Raw genomic sequence first — 14,796 nt, 5'->3', positions numbered from 1 at the left:
AAACGGAGGATCCCTCCGTATGTTAACCGGAGCAACCCTCCGATTATAGCGGAGCGCCCCTCCGGTTCGGCCGGAGCGGCCCATCGAGGAGCGACCATGAGCGGAATCAGAGGATCGAAGAAGATTCGCGTGGGGATCATCGGGGCGAGCCCGGACCGCGGCTGGGCCGTGGCGACGCACCTGCCGGCGCTGGCGGCGCTCGGCGACGCGTACGAGCTCACGGCGGTGAGCACCACGAGGCAGGCGAGCGCCGACGAGGCCGCGCGCCGCTTCGGGGCGCGCCACGCGTTCGACCGCGCCGAGCCGCTCATCGAGCACCCCGACGTCGATCTCGTCGTCGTCTCGGTCCGCGCCCCCGAGCACGCGCGGCCCGTCCGCGCCGCCGTCGCCGCGAAGAAGGACATCTTGTGCGAGTGGCCGCTCGGCGTCTCGCTCGCCGAGGCCACCGAGCTCGCCGGGGCCGCCGAGGCCGCCGGCATCCGCACGGCGATCGGGCTCCAGCGGCGCCTCGCGCCGAGCGTGCTCCACCTGCGCGAGCTGATCGCCGAGGGCTACGTGGGCCGGCTGCGCTCGGTGACGATGCACGTCGCGCTGCCGATGGCCGCCGCGCGGCGGCCGCGCGCCGACGCGTATGCGGCCGACGCGAAGAACGGCGCCCACGTGCTCACGATCGTCGCCGCGCACTTCCTCGACACGGTGCTCTCCGCGGTCGGCGAGCTCGAGAGCCTGTCCAGCCTCGTCGCCCGCCAGTTCGACGAGGCCACGGTGATCGAGACGGGCGAGGTCGTGCCGGTGACGGCGCCCGACCAGGCGCTCCTCTCAGGGACCCTCGTGGGCGGAGCGGTCGTGTCCGGCCATTTCGAGACCTCGAAGCGCAATGGTCCCATCCTGAAGTGCACCTTCACGGGCACCGAGGGCGATCTCGCCCTGTCCCACGATCTGAGCCTCTCGGGCGCCCGCGGCGACGGGCAGCCGCTCCAGCCGATCCCGACGCCCGAGCGCCTGTCCTGGATCCCCCGAGCCGGCCTGTCCGACGACGCGCACCAGATCGCGCAGCTGTATGCGGCCTTCGCCAGGGACCTCGCGGAGGGCACCTCGGTCGCGCCGACGTTCCGCGACGCGCTGAAGCTCCACCGGCTCGTCGACACGATCGCCGAGGCCTCCGCCGCGGGGAAGCGCGTCGCCTGGAAGGGCTGAGCGCGCCGCGCCACGCCGCGACGGAGCGGCGGTCGACGGCGGCCCGCGGCCTCAAGGGCGCCAGGTGTACGGCGGCGCGACCGTCACCTCGGCCGCCGTCGAGACGCCTCGCCAGTCGTTCGGGCCGCGCTCGCCAGGCAACCCCCGCCACCGTCGACGCGGCGCGCGACGGGGCACGAAAACTCTGGCATTGAACGTGTGCCATGACCGCCGCTCGCGTCCCCGCGCGCATCCCCCCGTCGAACGCGCCGCTGCGCGCCGTCGCACGGCAGACCTTCAGCCGGGTCGCCGGCGCGCCGCTCATCGGCGGCAACAGGGTCGATCTGCTGATCGACGGGCGAGCGAACTTCGACGCATGGCTCGCCGCGATCCGGGCCGCGCGCACCTCGATCCTGTTCGAGAACTACATCTTCGACGGCGACGCGCTGGCGCGCGAGTTCCGCGACGCGCTCGCGGAGCGCGCCGCGGCGGGCGTCCACGTCAGCGTGATCCGCGACTGGTTCGGGTGCCTGTGCGCGTCGACGGACCACTTCTGGAGCCCGCTGCGCGCGGCGGGCGGGGAGGTCCGCACCTACAACCCTTTCAGCTTCACCAGCCCGTTCGGCTGGGTGGCGCGCGATCATCGCAAGCTGCTCGTCGTCGACGCCGAGGTCGGCTTCGTCTCCGGCGTCTGCGTCAGCGGCAGATGGCTCGGCGACGCGGCGCGCGGCGTACCGCCGTGGCGCGACACCGGCATCGCCGTGCGGGGGCCGGCGGTGCGCGCGCTCGCCGAGGCGTTCGCCGACAACTGGGCGACCCTCGGCGGAGGCCTCCCCGCCGACCTGCCCGTCCTCACCGACGTTCCGCCGGCGGTCGGCCCCGTGGACCTGCGCGTGGTGGCGAAGCTGCCGAGCACCACCGGGCTCTACCGGCTCGATCAGATGGTCGCCGCGCTGGCGCAGAGGACGCTCTGGCTGACGGACGCGTACTTCGTCGGCATCGCGCCGTACGTCCAGGCGCTGACCGCAGCGGCGCGCGACGGCGTGGACGTGCGCCTGCTCGTCCCGGGCACGAGCGACGTTCCGGCCATCGGCAGGCTGTCGCGGGCCGGCTATCGCCCGCTGCTCGAGGCCGGCGTGCGCGTCTACGAGTGGAACGGCTCGATGCTCCACGCGAAGACCGCGGTCGCCGACGGCCGCTGGGCGCGCGTGGGGTCGAGCAACCTCAATATCGCGAGCTGGCTGGAAAACTGCGAGATCGACGTGGCGATCGAGGATGAGGAGTTCGCCGGGCGCATGCAGGCGCAGTACGAGGAAGATCTCCGCGGCGCGACCGAGATCGTCCTCCACGCGCGGCGCCGCGCGGTCCACGACAGGCGGCGCCGCCCGCAGGGGGCCGGGACCGGGCGCTCCGCCGCGGGCGCCCTGCGCCTCGCCAACACCGTGGGCGCGGCGATGACCAACCGCCGTGTCCTCGGCGCGGCCGAGGGCGCGATCCTGCTCGGCGGGGCGCTCTTGCTCCTCGGCGGCGCCGCGGTCGCCCTGTACTTTCCGCGCCTGCTCGCCTGGCCGCTCGCCGTGCTCGCGCTCTGGTCCGCGATCAGCCTGCTCCTCCGGTACGTCACCCTCGCCCGCAGGGGCGAGGCTCCGGAGTCCTCGCCGCGCCCGCCGTGACGCGGTCGCGCCCGCCTCGCCCGCCGCCGGCTCAGGCACGGCCGTCGAGCTGCCCGGCCGCGCGGCGGAGCGCCTGCGGCGGCTGCCCGAAGGCCCGGACGAACGATCGCCGCAGGCGCTCGCGGTTGCCGAAGCCGTTCTCGCGTGCGACCTCGTCGACCGAGAACCGGCCGGACTCCATCATCAGCCGCGCGGCCTCGACGCGCAGCCGCTCGACGGCCTTGGCCGGCGACTGCCCGGTCTCTTCGCGGAACACGCGGCTGAACTGGCGGGGGCTCAGGTGCGCGGCGCGCGCCAGCTGCTCGACGGACAGGTCCGCGCTCAGGTGCTCCCGCGCGTAGGCCAGCGCGGTCTGGACGCGGTCCGACTTCGCGTCGAGGTCGAGCAAGGCCGAGAACTGCGACTGCCCGCCGGCGCGCCGGTGATAGACGACGAGCTTCCTCGCCACCATCCGGGCGACATCGACGCCGAGATCCGCCTCCACCAGCGCCAGCGCGAGGTCGATCCCGGCGCTCATGCCGGCCGAGGTCCAGATCGGGCCGTCGGCGATGAAGATGCGATCGTCGTCGACCGCGACGCTCGGGTGCTTCCGCTGCAAGCTGTGCGCGAAGTACCAGTGCGTGGTCGCGCGCCGGCCGTCCAGCAGCCCGGCCTCGGCCAGGGCGAAGGCGCCGGTGCACATGCCGGCGATCCTGCGCGTCCGCCGGGCGGCGGCGCGAAGGTAGCGCGCCACGCCCGGCGGGCCCGGCGAGCCCTCGGCGTTGCCGGCGACGAGCAGCGTGTCGAACGCGCGGCGCCCGAAGGGCGCCGTCTGGATCTCGACCCCGATCGAGGTCGCCACCGGCCCGCCCCGCTCCGACAGCAGCGTGAGCTTGTACTCCGGCGTCCCCACGTGACGGTTGGCCGTCTCGAACACGGTCGTCACCGCGAGGCTCATCGCGGAGAAGCCGGGGTAAACGATCAGTCCGATGGTCCTCATGGCTCACCCGTCCGCGACGACGCGAATGTCCTGAAACGTTGCATCTTCGACATGTCGGACATGCTGGCCGCAGGTTATGTTCTCCTCCGTGGGCCGGCAACACCGCCGGCTCTCGTGGAGGGCGAACATGAATCATCGCGAGCCGGCGGCGCGCTTCGGCGCCGGCGCGGCGGCGTGAGAGCGGCGACCCTCCCCGGTGACGGCGCGGAGCTCCGTCGCCGGTGGGGCCGAGAGCAAGAGACCTCGTTGACCTGGAGATCACCATGCGACTGAAGGGAAAGACGGCATTCATCACCGGCGGCAACAGCGGCATCGGGCTGGCGACGGCGCGCGCGTTCATCGCCGAGGGGGCGAGGGTGGCGATCACCGGCCGCAGCCAGAAGACGCTCGACGCTGCGGCGGCCGAGCTGGGCGAGCACCTCCTGGCGATCCGGGCCGACGTGCAGGACGTCCCGTCGATCGAGCGAGCGGTCGTCCGGGCGGTGGAGGCGTTCGGCAAGCTCGATATCGTGTTCGCCAACGCCGGTATCAGCGGCGCGACCCCGCTCGGCGAGACGAGCCTCGACGCGTTCGAGCGCATCGTCAGGACGAACCTCACGGGCGCGTTCTTCACCGTCCAGGCGGCCGCGCCGCACCTGAACGACAAGGCGTCGGTCATCCTGAACGGCTCGGTGCACGCCGTGATGGGCATGCCGGGCCGGTCGGCGTACGCGGCGACGAAGGGCGCCGTTCGCTCGATGACGCGCGTCCTGGCCGCCGAGCTCGCGCCGCGCGGCATCCGCGTCAATCAGGTGACGCCAGGCGCCCACCGCACGCCGATCTGGTCGGACGTCGCGCCCGACGCCGCGGCGGCGTCCGCGCTCGAGGAGCGCCTCGCCACGGCGATCCCGCTGCGCCGGATGGGCGACGCGAGAGAGGTCGCCGCGGTGGTGCTGTTCCTGGCGAGCGACGAGTCGTCCAACGTCACCGGGGCCGAGATCGTGGTCGACGGCGGCATGACCGGCGCCCCGTTCGGCGCGCCCGTGCACGGCGCCCGCTGACCCCACGTTCTGGATCTCGGCGCTCTGCGAGAGGTGCTGCTCGGCCTGCGCAACGAGCTGCTTCATGCGCGCGAGATCGCCGGGAGCGCGCTACGTCAAATCGTTGCCCGATCGCGCCCACGACATAGGGCCCTTGACGTTCGATGCTGTTGCGTCGGAATAATCAAATGGAGCGCGAATCAGGTCCCTGACACGGATTCGACCCGCGCGACCGCGCGGTCGGGCACAGCGCGTTTTCTGGAGCCGCCCGGATGCGCTTTGGTTATTCTTCGGCCATGGCGAGCTTGCGGAGAACGGCGGGGCGCTGGGCGAGCGCACTGCTCCTGGCGACCTGGGGATGCGGGGGAACGACGATCCTGGAGCACGATGGCTCGGCGGCGGCCGGGCCTGACGATCCGTCGAGCTCGGGAACGCAGGCGGGCTCGGGCGGTCACGGCGGCGGGCCGAACGCCTCCTCCGGCGCGTGCTCGGCCGGTGAAGCGCGCTGTAACGCGAGCTTCCGCCGCGAGACGTGCACGGAGGATGGCGCCTGGATCGAGACGGACTTCGTGTGCGCACGAACGGTGGCCGTGGATGACGACATCGGGAGCTACTGCGTCACCAAGGCGAACGGCGCGTATCGCTGCTGGGGATCGTCGGAGTCGAGCGACGCGGTCGCTGCCCCGCCGCTGCCCGACGAGATCTACCGGCGCGTCCAGCTCACGCGGCACGGGCTCATCGGGCTCACCGAGGATGGCCGCTTGCGGGCGGCCGAGTTCACGATTCCGGAGAGCCCTTCGCGCGTCGTCTCCTTTCGTCAGACGAACATGGGGGGCGACGTCGGGGTTTGCTCGCTCCAGTCCGATGGCGCGTTCGAGATGTTCCTCTACAATCCGCGCGAGCCGGACGGCCCCTCCACGCGCACCCGATCCGTGGAAGGCGGGCCATTTTCGCGCGTGTACTGCGCGTGGGAGGGTATGTACGCCGCCGTTCGAGCGGACGGCACCGTCTTGTCGGTCGTCGCTACGCCGCCGCCCGGCAACGACTTCGCGGAGCTCGCGATGAGCCTTGGCATCTTCTGCGGCCTCCGGACGGACGGCACCATCTCGTGTCACAGGCCACCCGCCGATAACGTCGGCAACTTGGACGTGGGGCCGGACCTGCCCGCGTTCCCACCGGGACGCTATCGATCGATCGCCGCGACGGTCGGCGTCGTCTGTGCCATCGACGAGCAGGATGCCCTCGTCTGCAAGCGGTACGACGGTCGGGACATGCCGGTCCCTCCCGCGCGGTACGTGTTTGCGGAGGGCGGCTATAACGTGCTGTGCGCCGTGCGCGCCGACGGATCGACCGCCTGCTTTCGGCACGGCGGCGCGGGCAATCTCGATCTCGAGAACGTGAGCGACTTCGCTCCGGTCGAGCCGCCGCTGGACCCCGGCTGGTGAGCTGACGACGGATTCCAGCGCGCCGCGCGGCGAAGCGCCTCGATCAGCGTCATGCTCCGCGCGCCGCGCGCGGCGCGATCAGTACCAGCCGCCCGCCGGCGTCTTGTTGTCGAGCAGCAGCCCGTCGACGGGACAGCCGTTGTCGTCGAGCGGCGGCCCGCATGTTCCCGTGTCCTCGAGGCAGTTGTACGTCTCGCAGTCCGGGCCCAGGACGCAGTCGCTCCCTTCCGGGAGCCGCGGCCCGCACGTCTCGGTCCCGAAGATGTCGCACCGGCCGCTGTCGCAGTCGACGAACGTCTCGCACGCCGCGCCGTCGGGCGACCACGGCGCGCAGGTGCCCACCTCGGCATCGGAGTCCGGCTTGACGCAGTGCCAGTTCTCGCAATCGTGCTCGACGGTGCACTCTCCCCCGAGCGGCACCTGCCCCTCGAACACGTCGAAGAGGCAGAGCCAGTCGGCGTCGGTCGCGGCGCACCCGGCGCCGTTCAGCCGATCGACGCAGGCGCGCATCCTGTCGGGGTGATAGACGGCGCGCCCCGCCGCGACGGACGCGCGCAGGGTCGGCAGCAGGCGCGCCTGCTGGATGCCGTACCTGAACTGCACGCAGGTCTCCTTCGACGTCGCGAGGAAGGGGTTGTCGAGGGCAGCCGGAGAGCAGCATTCATAGGAGAGGCGGCAGTGGAGCTCCGACTCCACCCTGACGAAGTCCTCGAGCCCGATCCCGCTGGGGTCGCTCCCATCGCCGCCGCAGCCGTGCAGCACGCCGCCGAGCAAGGCGCCGGCGCCGCAGACCATGTGCAAGAAGCTGCGCCGGATCTTCGTCGAGCGAGCCGCCGAGGAGGCTCCGGCGCGATTCAATCTGGGTCGATGAACGTCCATGGTATCGAGGCGGATCTCCCGCGCCGGGCTCACGTCGAGCGCCGAGCTCACGTTGAAATAACCGAAGTCGTCTCGCGGCGTGCCGGCGATGCTCGAGGGGAGCACGATGCCGACCTCGTCGAGCTCGCCGCTGCACCCGTGCGCGAAGCGCCGCCCGGCGGCGGCAGCGGCGGCCCGGCGATCAGCGGTACATGCGGTCGATCCTCGCCTCGGGGGCGCGCCTGTCGAGCAGCAGGAGCGCCAGGTAGAACGCCCATTCCAGGGGCTTCATCGCGAGGTAGACGAGATCGGCGGCCCAGGCGGCGCGGATGTACCGGCTCACGGGCAGCCCCAGCCGGTCGTAGAGCCGGCGCGCCGCGCGTCCGAAGCGCGGCCAGCGCTCGTGCAGGAGGTCCTCGAAGGCGTTGGCGATCGCGAGCTGGCGATTGACGAGGATCGGCGTGCCGCCCCGCCGCCCGAGCCGGATGGGGCGCACCAGCCAGGCGTGGCCGCGCGCCGCGACGGTGCACAGGTAATGGCAGTCGCCGGGGAGCTCGACGATCGGGAGCTGCGAGAGGGTGTATCCGCAGGTGCGGGTGAAGACCTGGAGCGCGGCCGAGGGATGTCCCAGCCAGGCGGCGTGGACGACGGCGTGGATCCCGAGGAGGACCGGGGAGGCGGCGAGGGCGCGCCAGAGGGTCGGCCGGTGGATGGCGGGCGGCGGCGGGAGCGGGACCTGGGGCGGTCCGGCGCGGTAGGCGGCGTCCGCGCCGGCGAGCGGGGCGGGGGCGCTGGCCTCGACGCCGCGCCGCACGAGGCGGGCGCGGAGCTCGACGGCGTAGAGGGCGATGGTGATGACCGGAGCGACGCAGGGGAGGAAGAGCGGCGGCACGAGCAGGCCGGCGAGGACCCAGGGGCCGAAGTGCACGGCGAGGAGGGCGTGCAGGGCGAGGCCGAGGAGCAGGGCCGCATGGATGGCGAGCTCCGCGGGGCCGGGGAGCGCTGCGGGCCGGCGCCGCGAGACGGCGTAAGCGAGGGCGGTGAGGGCGTGCAGGGCGAGGAGGCCGTAGACCTCGGGCTCGGCGAGGGGCCGGAACGCGGTGGTGCCGGCGTCGCACGCCTGCACTTCGCACGCGTGGTTCGCGTCGTGGCTGTAGGCCAAGCCCCAGGCGGGCAGGAGGACGAGCGCGAGCACCTCGGAGGCGATCTGGAAGGGGCGGCGGCCGCGGCGGCGGATGGCGCGGTAGGTCCACACGGTGAGGGCGAGCCACCCCGCGATGCCGAGCGCGACGGCGAGGACGAGGGCGCCGCCGAGTCGTCCCAGCACGGTCGCGCCGAAGAGCAGCGCCGCGAGCGGGGGCACGCCGTAGCCGGTGGCCACGAGGGCGGCGATGGCGCCGTCCGCGAGGGAGAACGGCTGCTTGGGCGTGGGCTCGGGCGGCCCGGGCGGCGGCTCTTGCGACATGGGGCCATCATGGTAATGGCGAAGGCCGCGAGAGATCCATCCGCCAATCCGTCCGCAGCTCCGACGCGTCCGCGGGCAGCTAGCGTTCCATGGCCGCCCGTCCAGGAAACGCCATGACCTGGAGCGTCCAGGCGCCGAATACGCCGTAGGCATGATCGGCTCGCGACTCGGCCTCGGCCACACCGAAACGGATCGCGTCCACGCCCTCGTAGACCTCGCTCACCGTCCCCACGGAGAGGGCATCTCCGCCATCGAGGAGGTAATCGATGGCTCCATCGACGAGCCGCTCGCCGTCGTCTCCCTCGCTGCGCGAGACCCTGCACTCGAGATCCGGGAGCGCGAAATGAGCCATGCCGTGCGTGTGGATCCAGATCTCGTCACCGGCGATGACGACGTGCCGCGTAAGCAGCGTGTCCCTCATGACGTCGCGAGAGACGAGCTCGACGCCGAGCCCCCGCAGGGGGGGCGCGCGGAGCCATTTCATGGCGGCAGGAAGCCAGACCGCGAGCGCGCCGGCCTCCGCGAGGATCCCGAGCGCTCGTCGATACACCGCGGGGCGCGCCCATGGCGGAGGCTCCCAGCTCGCCCTGCAGTGGAGCAGCAGCGCGCTCGCGCCGGGCTCCTCGGGCGCCGGCCGCCATGGCGGCTCGACCGGCAGCGTCCAGACTTCGATGGATTCGCCGCGCTCGCGCCCCGATGAATCCATCGCGCAGGACAGCTCCTCACGGAGCTCCGGGGCGGGCGGCGGCGTCCTCGGGAACAGGACCACGGCTTCGAGCGGAAATGTCATTGCACCGCGCCCGGGCCTGGCGCGGCGCGCCCTTGCCAGCCCCAGCCGCCCGGCGGCGCCGGAGCGGGGCCCTCCGCCCTCGCGCTCCACGCCTCGATGGCCGGATGGTTGGCGATCAGGTCGTCGTCCGGACGATATCCATGGTCTTCGCCGGTCGCCGCGCGCAGGCTGGCCGCGGCAGCGCGCTGGGGACCGGCGTGCGGGCTCACGAGATCGTGCACGAGATGATGGAGGGTGAGCGGTTCTCCTGCCCGGTATCGGAGCTCGGGATCCAAGGCGCGCGCTCGCGTCCGGTAGGCTTCGACGGAGACATCGCAGGGGGCTCCTGCATGGGCCCATTCCTCGCTCGGTGCACCGACGATGCCGGAAACGACGCGGAGGGCGTCGTCGGCGAGCGACGCACCGTCGATGGCGACCGGCGCGTCGGGGCTGCTCGCCAGAGCGAGCAGCGGTTCGACGAGCGCGGCGGAGCGGAGGGCGGCTGCCGCGTCGAGCGCGAGCCCGGCGGCGAACGCGTCGGGGCTCGAGAGCAGCTTCGCCGTGCGTGGCACCGCGCTGGCGAGGCCGAGCCACGCGAGACGCACGCAGGCGTGGGCGCCTTCCACGCCGCGCGCCGGATCGGCGAGCTCCACCAGGCGTCGCGCGCCGGCCTCGTCGCCGCGGAGGCCCAGGAGAAAGGCGGCGTCCACGCGCAGATCGACCGATGTCCACGCAGGCCGATCGGCGTGCCTCCTCGAGGGGCCATCGGCGATCTTCTGGAGCGCGTCGCGCGCCATCCATCGCTCGGCCGCGTACAGCGCAGCGCGCACCGTCTCGAGGTCGCCGTCGGCGAGGATGCGCGCGAGCAGCGCATCCCCCTCGGGCGTCGGGAGGCGGAGGAGCGCGCGGAGGAGCGGACCGTGCGCGGCCGGCTCCGCGAGGGCCCAGTCGTCCCAGGCTTCGCGGGGGAGGGGCGCGGCGATGCCCAGGTACGCGAGCGGCTCCGGATCGATCTCCCGCCGCTGCGAAGGGCGATAGGCGTGGAGGAGGAGTGACGCTGCCCGCGTGTCCGGAATCGCGGCGAGGAGCCTGGCGATGGCCGTGCGCGCGTCGCCGCTGCTCCGGGAGAGGCGCCTCTCGAGCGCCTTCAGCGCGTCGGGACCCCCCATCACGAACTGGCGGGCGATCGAGGAGAACCTGCGCGCGGCCCGGCGCCGCTCGTCCGGCGGAAGATTCGCGCCGAGCACGCTATCGGTCCACGCCTCCACGGCGGAGCCGGCCTGTTCGTCCCAACGAGAACGCCCCACTCGAAGCTCCTTGCTCGTCCCCCCGCGCGGCGCGCAGGGCCGTGTCGCTCTTGCTCGTGAACAGCTCAGTTGACGATGCAGTATACCGTGCCGACCGGGCCGGTGGTCTGCGTCGTGAGGAGGCTGTGCCACGCCGTGTGCTCGCTGAACAGGAGAAACACGAAATTCGTCTTCCGGTCCGGCCCACCGAGATAAAGCGGCCATTTGTGGTGAATCGCTCCTTGCGTTCCGTTCTCGTAGTAACGGCGGAGGGCGGGCCAGTTCTCCCTAACATATTCTCCGATGATGGTGCGGTTGCGCTCGGGCGAAGGGACCTTGGTCACGGTGCGGCTCGTCGGCCGGTTGTACGTCGTGCTGGTGGAGCCGCTATCGCCGTGCCCGAGTGTCGCCCAGACCGGAGGAGGCCAGTTGATGGGTATGCTCCCCGAAGGACACCGGCGACGTCGCCGCTCCTCGGCCGGATCGGGCGCAGGTTGCGGCTGAGGGCTCGTCGCCGGCGGCGCTGCGGCCAAAGGCGGTGAAGCCGGGCGTCCGCGCGCTGCCTGGGCGCCGAGCGCGCCCAAGGTCCCCGCGATGCGCGGCCCCACGGCGGGCGCGGCAGCGGGGGCCGTCGCCGGGGACGTGGCGGGGGCCGTCGCCGGGGACGCGGCGGGGGCCGGAACGACCTCGACATCGGGCACGGCGCGGAGCGGGCTCGGCGTGGACGCTGCTTCGGGAGCGAGCTGGCGCGCAGCGCCACGGTCGAAGGCGCTCGCCCGCGCAGCCCGGGTGGCTCGGGCGCCGGTGCCCACGACGGGCGCGCGGCTGCCTCCTCCCTGGATCACCCGAGGGACGAAGGGAGGTCGCACCGCGCCAGGCGCCACCTCGCTGGCGACGGCCCGCGTACCGGCGGAGAGCTCGGGAGCCGCGCCGGCAGCCACGCGCGATCCTCCTCCTCCTCCAGCCAGCGGGGCGAGCCCGAGGATGATTTGCAGCCACCACGCCGGATCGCTCGTCGCCGTCCCGAGCGCTTCGCCGTACGTGGCTGTCCCCCAGAGCCAACGCTCGCTCGCCGCCTGCGTCTCCGATGGAGGACCGAAGCGGTACATCGCGGCGCCGGCCCCCGCATAGCCCCGGACGTCGGCGATGAACCTATCGATGGAGTCGGGCCCGATGATCCACTCGTTCCATGCGGTCGGGCCGATGAGGCCGGGTTCGGCGCGATGGGCAAAGCCGGGCGGGCCGCGAAGCGGAGCGGGTGGACGTGGCCCTGGGTGTCGGCCGAGGAGTAAAAGACCAAGCGGCGCGCCGGCGCGAGCTCGGGTTCGAGAGGATGGCGGAGAGTGGGATCGTCGCCAGGGTGAGCGCGAAGACCTGCATTGCTCCAATGCGGCCGCCGCCTTTCAGCGGCGGAGCGTCAGGTAGCGCAGCGGCTCTATAGCTCCCGGAGCCCGCTTCAATGGGGTCGCCGCCGTTCAGCGGCGGAGAGTCCATGGACGGGGTGATGCCCCGGATGCGCGAGCAGTTGCTTCGATGGGGCCGCCGCCTTTCAGAGGCGGAGAGACCAGATCCCCCAAGCGTCAATCACGCCCTCTCCTCGACTCGCCCAGCCCTTCCGTTCTCCCCGGCCGCGTTGCCGCTCGCGCGCTGCCTCACCTTCCGCGCTCGCCTCCCCGCCTCCTGCGCTGTCGCCCCCGCCTCGCTCCATCTCGTCCCCGCCTCGCTCCACCTCGCCCCCGCCTCGCTCCATCTCGTCCCCGCCTCGCTCCACCTCGTCCCCCACCTCGCCGGTCTCATCCCCCGGCTCGTCCGAGCCATCCCCCGCCTCGCCCTGCGCATTCCCCGCGGGGCGCTCGCCTTCCGAGCCGGGGGCCGTTCCCGCCGCCCCGGGGGGCCTGCCGCCGTCCCCCGGCGACCCGCCGCCCGTGCCGGGGTCTCCGAGCCACGACGGCCGGCGCTCTTCCCCAATGGGGCGCAGCGCGCAGGGATGAGGAGGGGGCGCCGCCGCCAGCTGCCTGGCTCCTCGACGCGCTGCCTGTGAGGCACGAAGCGGTCACCCGCCATGGCGCCGCCACCCGCCCGACGGCACACCTCCCCCGGAATCCCTCGCATTCAGCCGCCTGAATCCCTGGTACGCGATCTGCCATGGGCGCCGCGCATGGGAGATGCCGACATCACGTTGCGCCACCTCGCCCGACGGCGCCCCGAGGATCTGGTGCGCCCGTTCGTCGCCGAGAGCCGTCCCGTCGAGGTCCTCGGTTGGGTCGACAGCCAGGTCACGAACATCGAGCGCCGCCTCGACAAGGCTTTGCGCCTTCGGATCGGCGGTGAGCCGCGGGTGCTGCACGTCGAGTTCTGCTTCTCGCTCCGCGACGACGTTCCGGATCGCATCTTCGAATACCTCGGCTTCCTCTTCGCCGCGCTCCGTCTCGACGCCCCCGGCGAGCCGGTGCCGCCGATCGAGAGCGTCGCCGTGGTCCTCTCGGGGCGCAGGCGGCGCTTGCCGAAAGCCGGAAAGCGCCGCATCGCCTGGCCGGGGCGGCCGTTCAGCGGCGCGCATTTCCGTATCGACGCCGTCTACCAGCGCACGGTCTCCGAGCTGCGTGCGCGCGGCAGCGTGCTCTGGCTGGTATTTGCGCCGCTTGCACGTAACGCGACCGCGGCGGCGCTGCGGGAGGTGGTCGCGGAGATCCACGCGGGGGCGAAGGGCGCGGAGGAGCGGGCCGAGCTGTACACGGCGCTCCTGGTGATGGCGACCATCAATCCCTGGGGGCATACTCTGCTGAAGGAGCTCATCGCCATGGTGGAGGACAAGGAAGAGGGGCTGCTCCGGCGCACGCCGATCATCGGGGAGATGATCATCGAGGCCGAGCGACGAGCCGAGCAACGAGGAGAGCAACGAGGAGAGGAGAAGGCGACCGTCGCGCTGCTCGGTCGTCTCTTCGCGCGGCGGATCGGGCGACGGCCGACGGACGAGGAAGAGCGGTCGATCGTCGAGCGAGCCCGCGCGATCGGTCCGGGCGAGGTCGAGGATGCGTTGCTCGATCTCGAGGGCGAGGCGCTGGTCCGCTGGCTCGCGGAGCCCATGTGCCCATCCTGAACCCCCGCCGGGGCGCTACTCGCTCTTGAGCCAGCCCTGCTGGAGGGCGTAGCGCACGGTGTCCGCGCGGCTCGTGAGGCCGAGCTTCTCCATCGCCCGGACCTTGTAGGTCTCGACCGTGCGCGCGCTCAGGTCGAGGCGAGCCGCGATCTCCTTGATGGCGTGCCCCTCGGCGATGAGCCGGATCACCTCGGCCTCGCGCTCGCTCAGCTCCGAGGCCGAGCCGTGGTCGCCGAAGGTGCGGCCGACCACGCTCGACACGACGTGGGCCGTCATCGACGGGTCGAGGTACACGCCCCCGGCGGCGACGGCGTGGATGGCCCGGACCAGCTCCGCGCCGCGCGCGCCCTTGAGCACGTACCCCGACGCCCCCGCCTTCAGGAGCGGCTGGACGTTGGCCTTGTCCTCGTAGCCCGTCAGGGCCACCACCTGGACCTCCGGCCGCGCCTGCTTGATGCGCTCGGTCGCCTGCGCGCCGCCGAGCTTGGGCATGGTGACGTCCATCAGGACGATGTCCGGCCCGAGCTCCGTGACGGCCTCGACGGCGCTGAGCCCGTCCGCCGCCTCGCCGACGACCGTCATGTCAGGTTGCGCATTGATCAACGCCTTCAGCCCGTCGCGCACGATCGGGTGATCGTCGACCACGAAGACGCCGAGCTTCGTCATGCCGCTGTCTCCATCAAGAGCGGGGGGAGGGGGGGCCGTTCCTCCAGCCGCTCGAGCCTCCGGGGCGGCTCGTGGGGGGCGGGAGGGGGCCGCGTCGGTGTCGGTGACCACGGAGCCCGACCCTAGCACGGCCTCGCCGGAGGCCTGAGGGGACGGTCCGAATTTTCCCGAGACGCACGGCGCTCCAGGGCCGCTGGCCCACGGCGCGCGCCAGTCGGGGCGGGAGCGACGGACAAGCCCGGGCGAGCCAGCCGGAGACCCTGCCGACGCCCGTCGCCCGTACCCTCTGCTCCCGCCCGCCGTGCGTCGTACGAGACGCATGGCCCCTATTAGTAAGGCTAACTAAATTGCTCGTGGCCT

12 protein-coding genes and 1 pseudogene are annotated in these 14,796 nt (G+C 72.6%); 5 read left to right on the top strand and 8 right to left on the bottom strand.

What is annotated here, in order from left to right:
- The first annotated feature begins 96 nt into the window (after nucleotides 1–96).
- Nucleotides 97–1,197, top strand: coding sequence for a Gfo/Idh/MocA family protein (locus tag WMF33_RS29465; protein ID WP_437331748.1), 1,101 nt, complete (start codon nucleotides 97–99; stop codon nucleotides 1,195–1,197).
- Nucleotides 1,198–1,400: 203 nt separating this feature from the next.
- Entirely contained in the window at nucleotides 1,401–2,849 is a 1,449-nt protein-coding gene (locus tag WMF33_RS29460; protein ID WP_437331747.1) for a phospholipase D-like domain-containing protein, read from the top strand.
- A 31-nt stretch (nucleotides 2,850–2,880) separates the two neighbouring features.
- Here WMF33_RS29460 and WMF33_RS29455 read toward each other — a convergent pair whose 3' ends face one another.
- Nucleotides 2,881–3,828 carry a GlxA family transcriptional regulator gene (locus WMF33_RS29455; protein ID WP_437331746.1) on the bottom strand — a complete coding sequence of 316 codons (948 nt, stop codon included), beginning with the start codon at nucleotides 3,826–3,828 and terminating at the stop codon, nucleotides 2,881–2,883.
- Between the two features lie 263 nt (nucleotides 3,829–4,091).
- On the opposite strand from WMF33_RS29455, the gene WMF33_RS29450 reads away from it, so the two are divergent.
- Nucleotides 4,092–4,868 (top strand): glucose 1-dehydrogenase, encoded by a 777-nt coding sequence (locus tag WMF33_RS29450; protein ID WP_437331745.1) that lies wholly within the window; start codon nucleotides 4,092–4,094, stop codon nucleotides 4,866–4,868.
- 21 nt (nucleotides 4,869–4,889) lie between these two features.
- On the opposite strand, the pseudogene WMF33_RS29445 reads toward WMF33_RS29450, so the two are convergent.
- Nucleotides 4,890–4,946, bottom strand: a pseudogene (locus tag WMF33_RS29445) (hypothetical protein); the annotation flags it as partial.
- Nucleotides 4,947–5,143: 197 nt separating this feature from the next.
- Between WMF33_RS29445 and WMF33_RS29440 the strand changes: the two are divergent.
- Complete coding sequence (locus WMF33_RS29440; protein WP_437331744.1) at nucleotides 5,144–6,292, top strand: hypothetical protein; 1,149 nt, start codon at nucleotides 5,144–5,146, stop codon at nucleotides 6,290–6,292.
- A 78-nt stretch (nucleotides 6,293–6,370) separates the two neighbouring features.
- Here WMF33_RS29440 and WMF33_RS29435 read toward each other — a convergent pair whose 3' ends face one another.
- From WMF33_RS29435 to WMF33_RS29415, 5 genes are all read right to left on the bottom strand, one after another.
- A complete protein-coding gene (locus tag WMF33_RS29435) occupies nucleotides 6,371–7,276 on the bottom strand; it encodes a hypothetical protein (protein ID WP_437331743.1) in 906 nt (301 codons plus the stop codon).
- Between the two features lie 76 nt (nucleotides 7,277–7,352).
- Nucleotides 7,353–8,615, bottom strand: a complete 1,263-nt coding sequence (locus WMF33_RS29430; RefSeq protein WP_437331742.1) for a DUF6688 family protein — start codon at nucleotides 8,613–8,615, stop codon at nucleotides 7,353–7,355.
- Between the two features lie 79 nt (nucleotides 8,616–8,694).
- Nucleotides 8,695–9,405 carry a hypothetical protein gene (locus WMF33_RS29425; RefSeq protein ID WP_437331741.1) on the bottom strand — a complete coding sequence of 237 codons (711 nt, stop codon included), beginning with the start codon at nucleotides 9,403–9,405 and terminating at the stop codon, nucleotides 8,695–8,697.
- The gene (locus tag WMF33_RS29420; RefSeq protein WP_437331740.1) at nucleotides 9,402–10,691 is read right to left on the bottom strand and encodes a hypothetical protein; all 1,290 of its coding nucleotides are present in this window, start codon (nucleotides 10,689–10,691) and stop codon (nucleotides 9,402–9,404) included. The genes WMF33_RS29425 and WMF33_RS29420 overlap by 4 nt, the downstream gene beginning before the upstream one ends.
- Before the next feature lie 65 nt (nucleotides 10,692–10,756).
- Nucleotides 10,757–11,014 (bottom strand): hypothetical protein, encoded by a 258-nt coding sequence (locus WMF33_RS29415; protein ID WP_437331739.1) that lies wholly within the window; start codon nucleotides 11,012–11,014, stop codon nucleotides 10,757–10,759.
- Nucleotides 11,015–12,828: 1,814 nt separating this feature from the next.
- Here WMF33_RS29415 and WMF33_RS29410 point away from each other — a divergent pair.
- Nucleotides 12,829–13,770: a hypothetical protein gene (locus WMF33_RS29410; RefSeq protein WP_437331738.1), complete on the top strand. Its 942-nt coding sequence runs from the start codon at nucleotides 12,829–12,831 to the stop codon at nucleotides 13,768–13,770.
- A gap of 15 nt (nucleotides 13,771–13,785) precedes the next feature.
- Here the strand turns inward: WMF33_RS29410 and WMF33_RS29405 are convergent, their stop codons facing one another.
- Nucleotides 13,786–14,436 carry a response regulator transcription factor gene (locus WMF33_RS29405; protein WP_020737829.1) on the bottom strand — a complete coding sequence of 217 codons (651 nt, stop codon included), beginning with the start codon at nucleotides 14,434–14,436 and terminating at the stop codon, nucleotides 13,786–13,788.
- Nucleotides 14,437–14,796 lie beyond the last annotated feature (360 nt).

This window comes from Sorangium sp. So ce394 (assembly GCF_051474665.1).
GTDB classification, from domain to species: Bacteria; Myxococcota_A; Polyangia; order Polyangiales; family Polyangiaceae; genus Sorangium; species Sorangium cellulosum_D.
This window is presented reverse-complemented; position numbering and strand designations above follow the sequence as displayed.

What these genes read in the sequence shown, in the direction of transcription:
- WMF33_RS29465 (WP_437331748.1), top strand. Translation starts at nt 97, where the DNA reads ATGAGCGGAATCAGAGGATCGAAGAAGATTCGCGTGGGGATCATCGGG.
- WMF33_RS29460 (WP_437331747.1), top strand. Translation starts at nt 1,401, where the DNA reads ATGACCGCCGCTCGCGTCCCCGCGCGCATCCCCCCGTCGAACGCGCCG.
- WMF33_RS29455 (WP_437331746.1), bottom strand. Translation starts at nt 3,828, where the DNA reads ATGAGGACCATCGGACTGATCGTTTACCCCGGCTTCTCCGCGATGAGC.
- WMF33_RS29450 (WP_437331745.1), top strand. Translation starts at nt 4,092, where the DNA reads ATGCGACTGAAGGGAAAGACGGCATTCATCACCGGCGGCAACAGCGGC.
- WMF33_RS29440 (WP_437331744.1), top strand. Translation starts at nt 5,144, where the DNA reads ATGGCGAGCTTGCGGAGAACGGCGGGGCGCTGGGCGAGCGCACTGCTC.
- WMF33_RS29430 (WP_437331742.1), bottom strand. Translation starts at nt 8,615, where the DNA reads ATGTCGCAAGAGCCGCCGCCCGGGCCGCCCGAGCCCACGCCCAAGCAG.
- WMF33_RS29425 (WP_437331741.1), bottom strand. Translation starts at nt 9,405, where the DNA reads ATGACATTTCCGCTCGAAGCCGTGGTCCTGTTCCCGAGGACGCCGCCG.
- WMF33_RS29410 (WP_437331738.1), top strand. Translation starts at nt 12,829, where the DNA reads ATGGGAGATGCCGACATCACGTTGCGCCACCTCGCCCGACGGCGCCCC.
- WMF33_RS29405 (WP_020737829.1), bottom strand. Translation starts at nt 14,436, where the DNA reads ATGACGAAGCTCGGCGTCTTCGTGGTCGACGATCACCCGATCGTGCGC.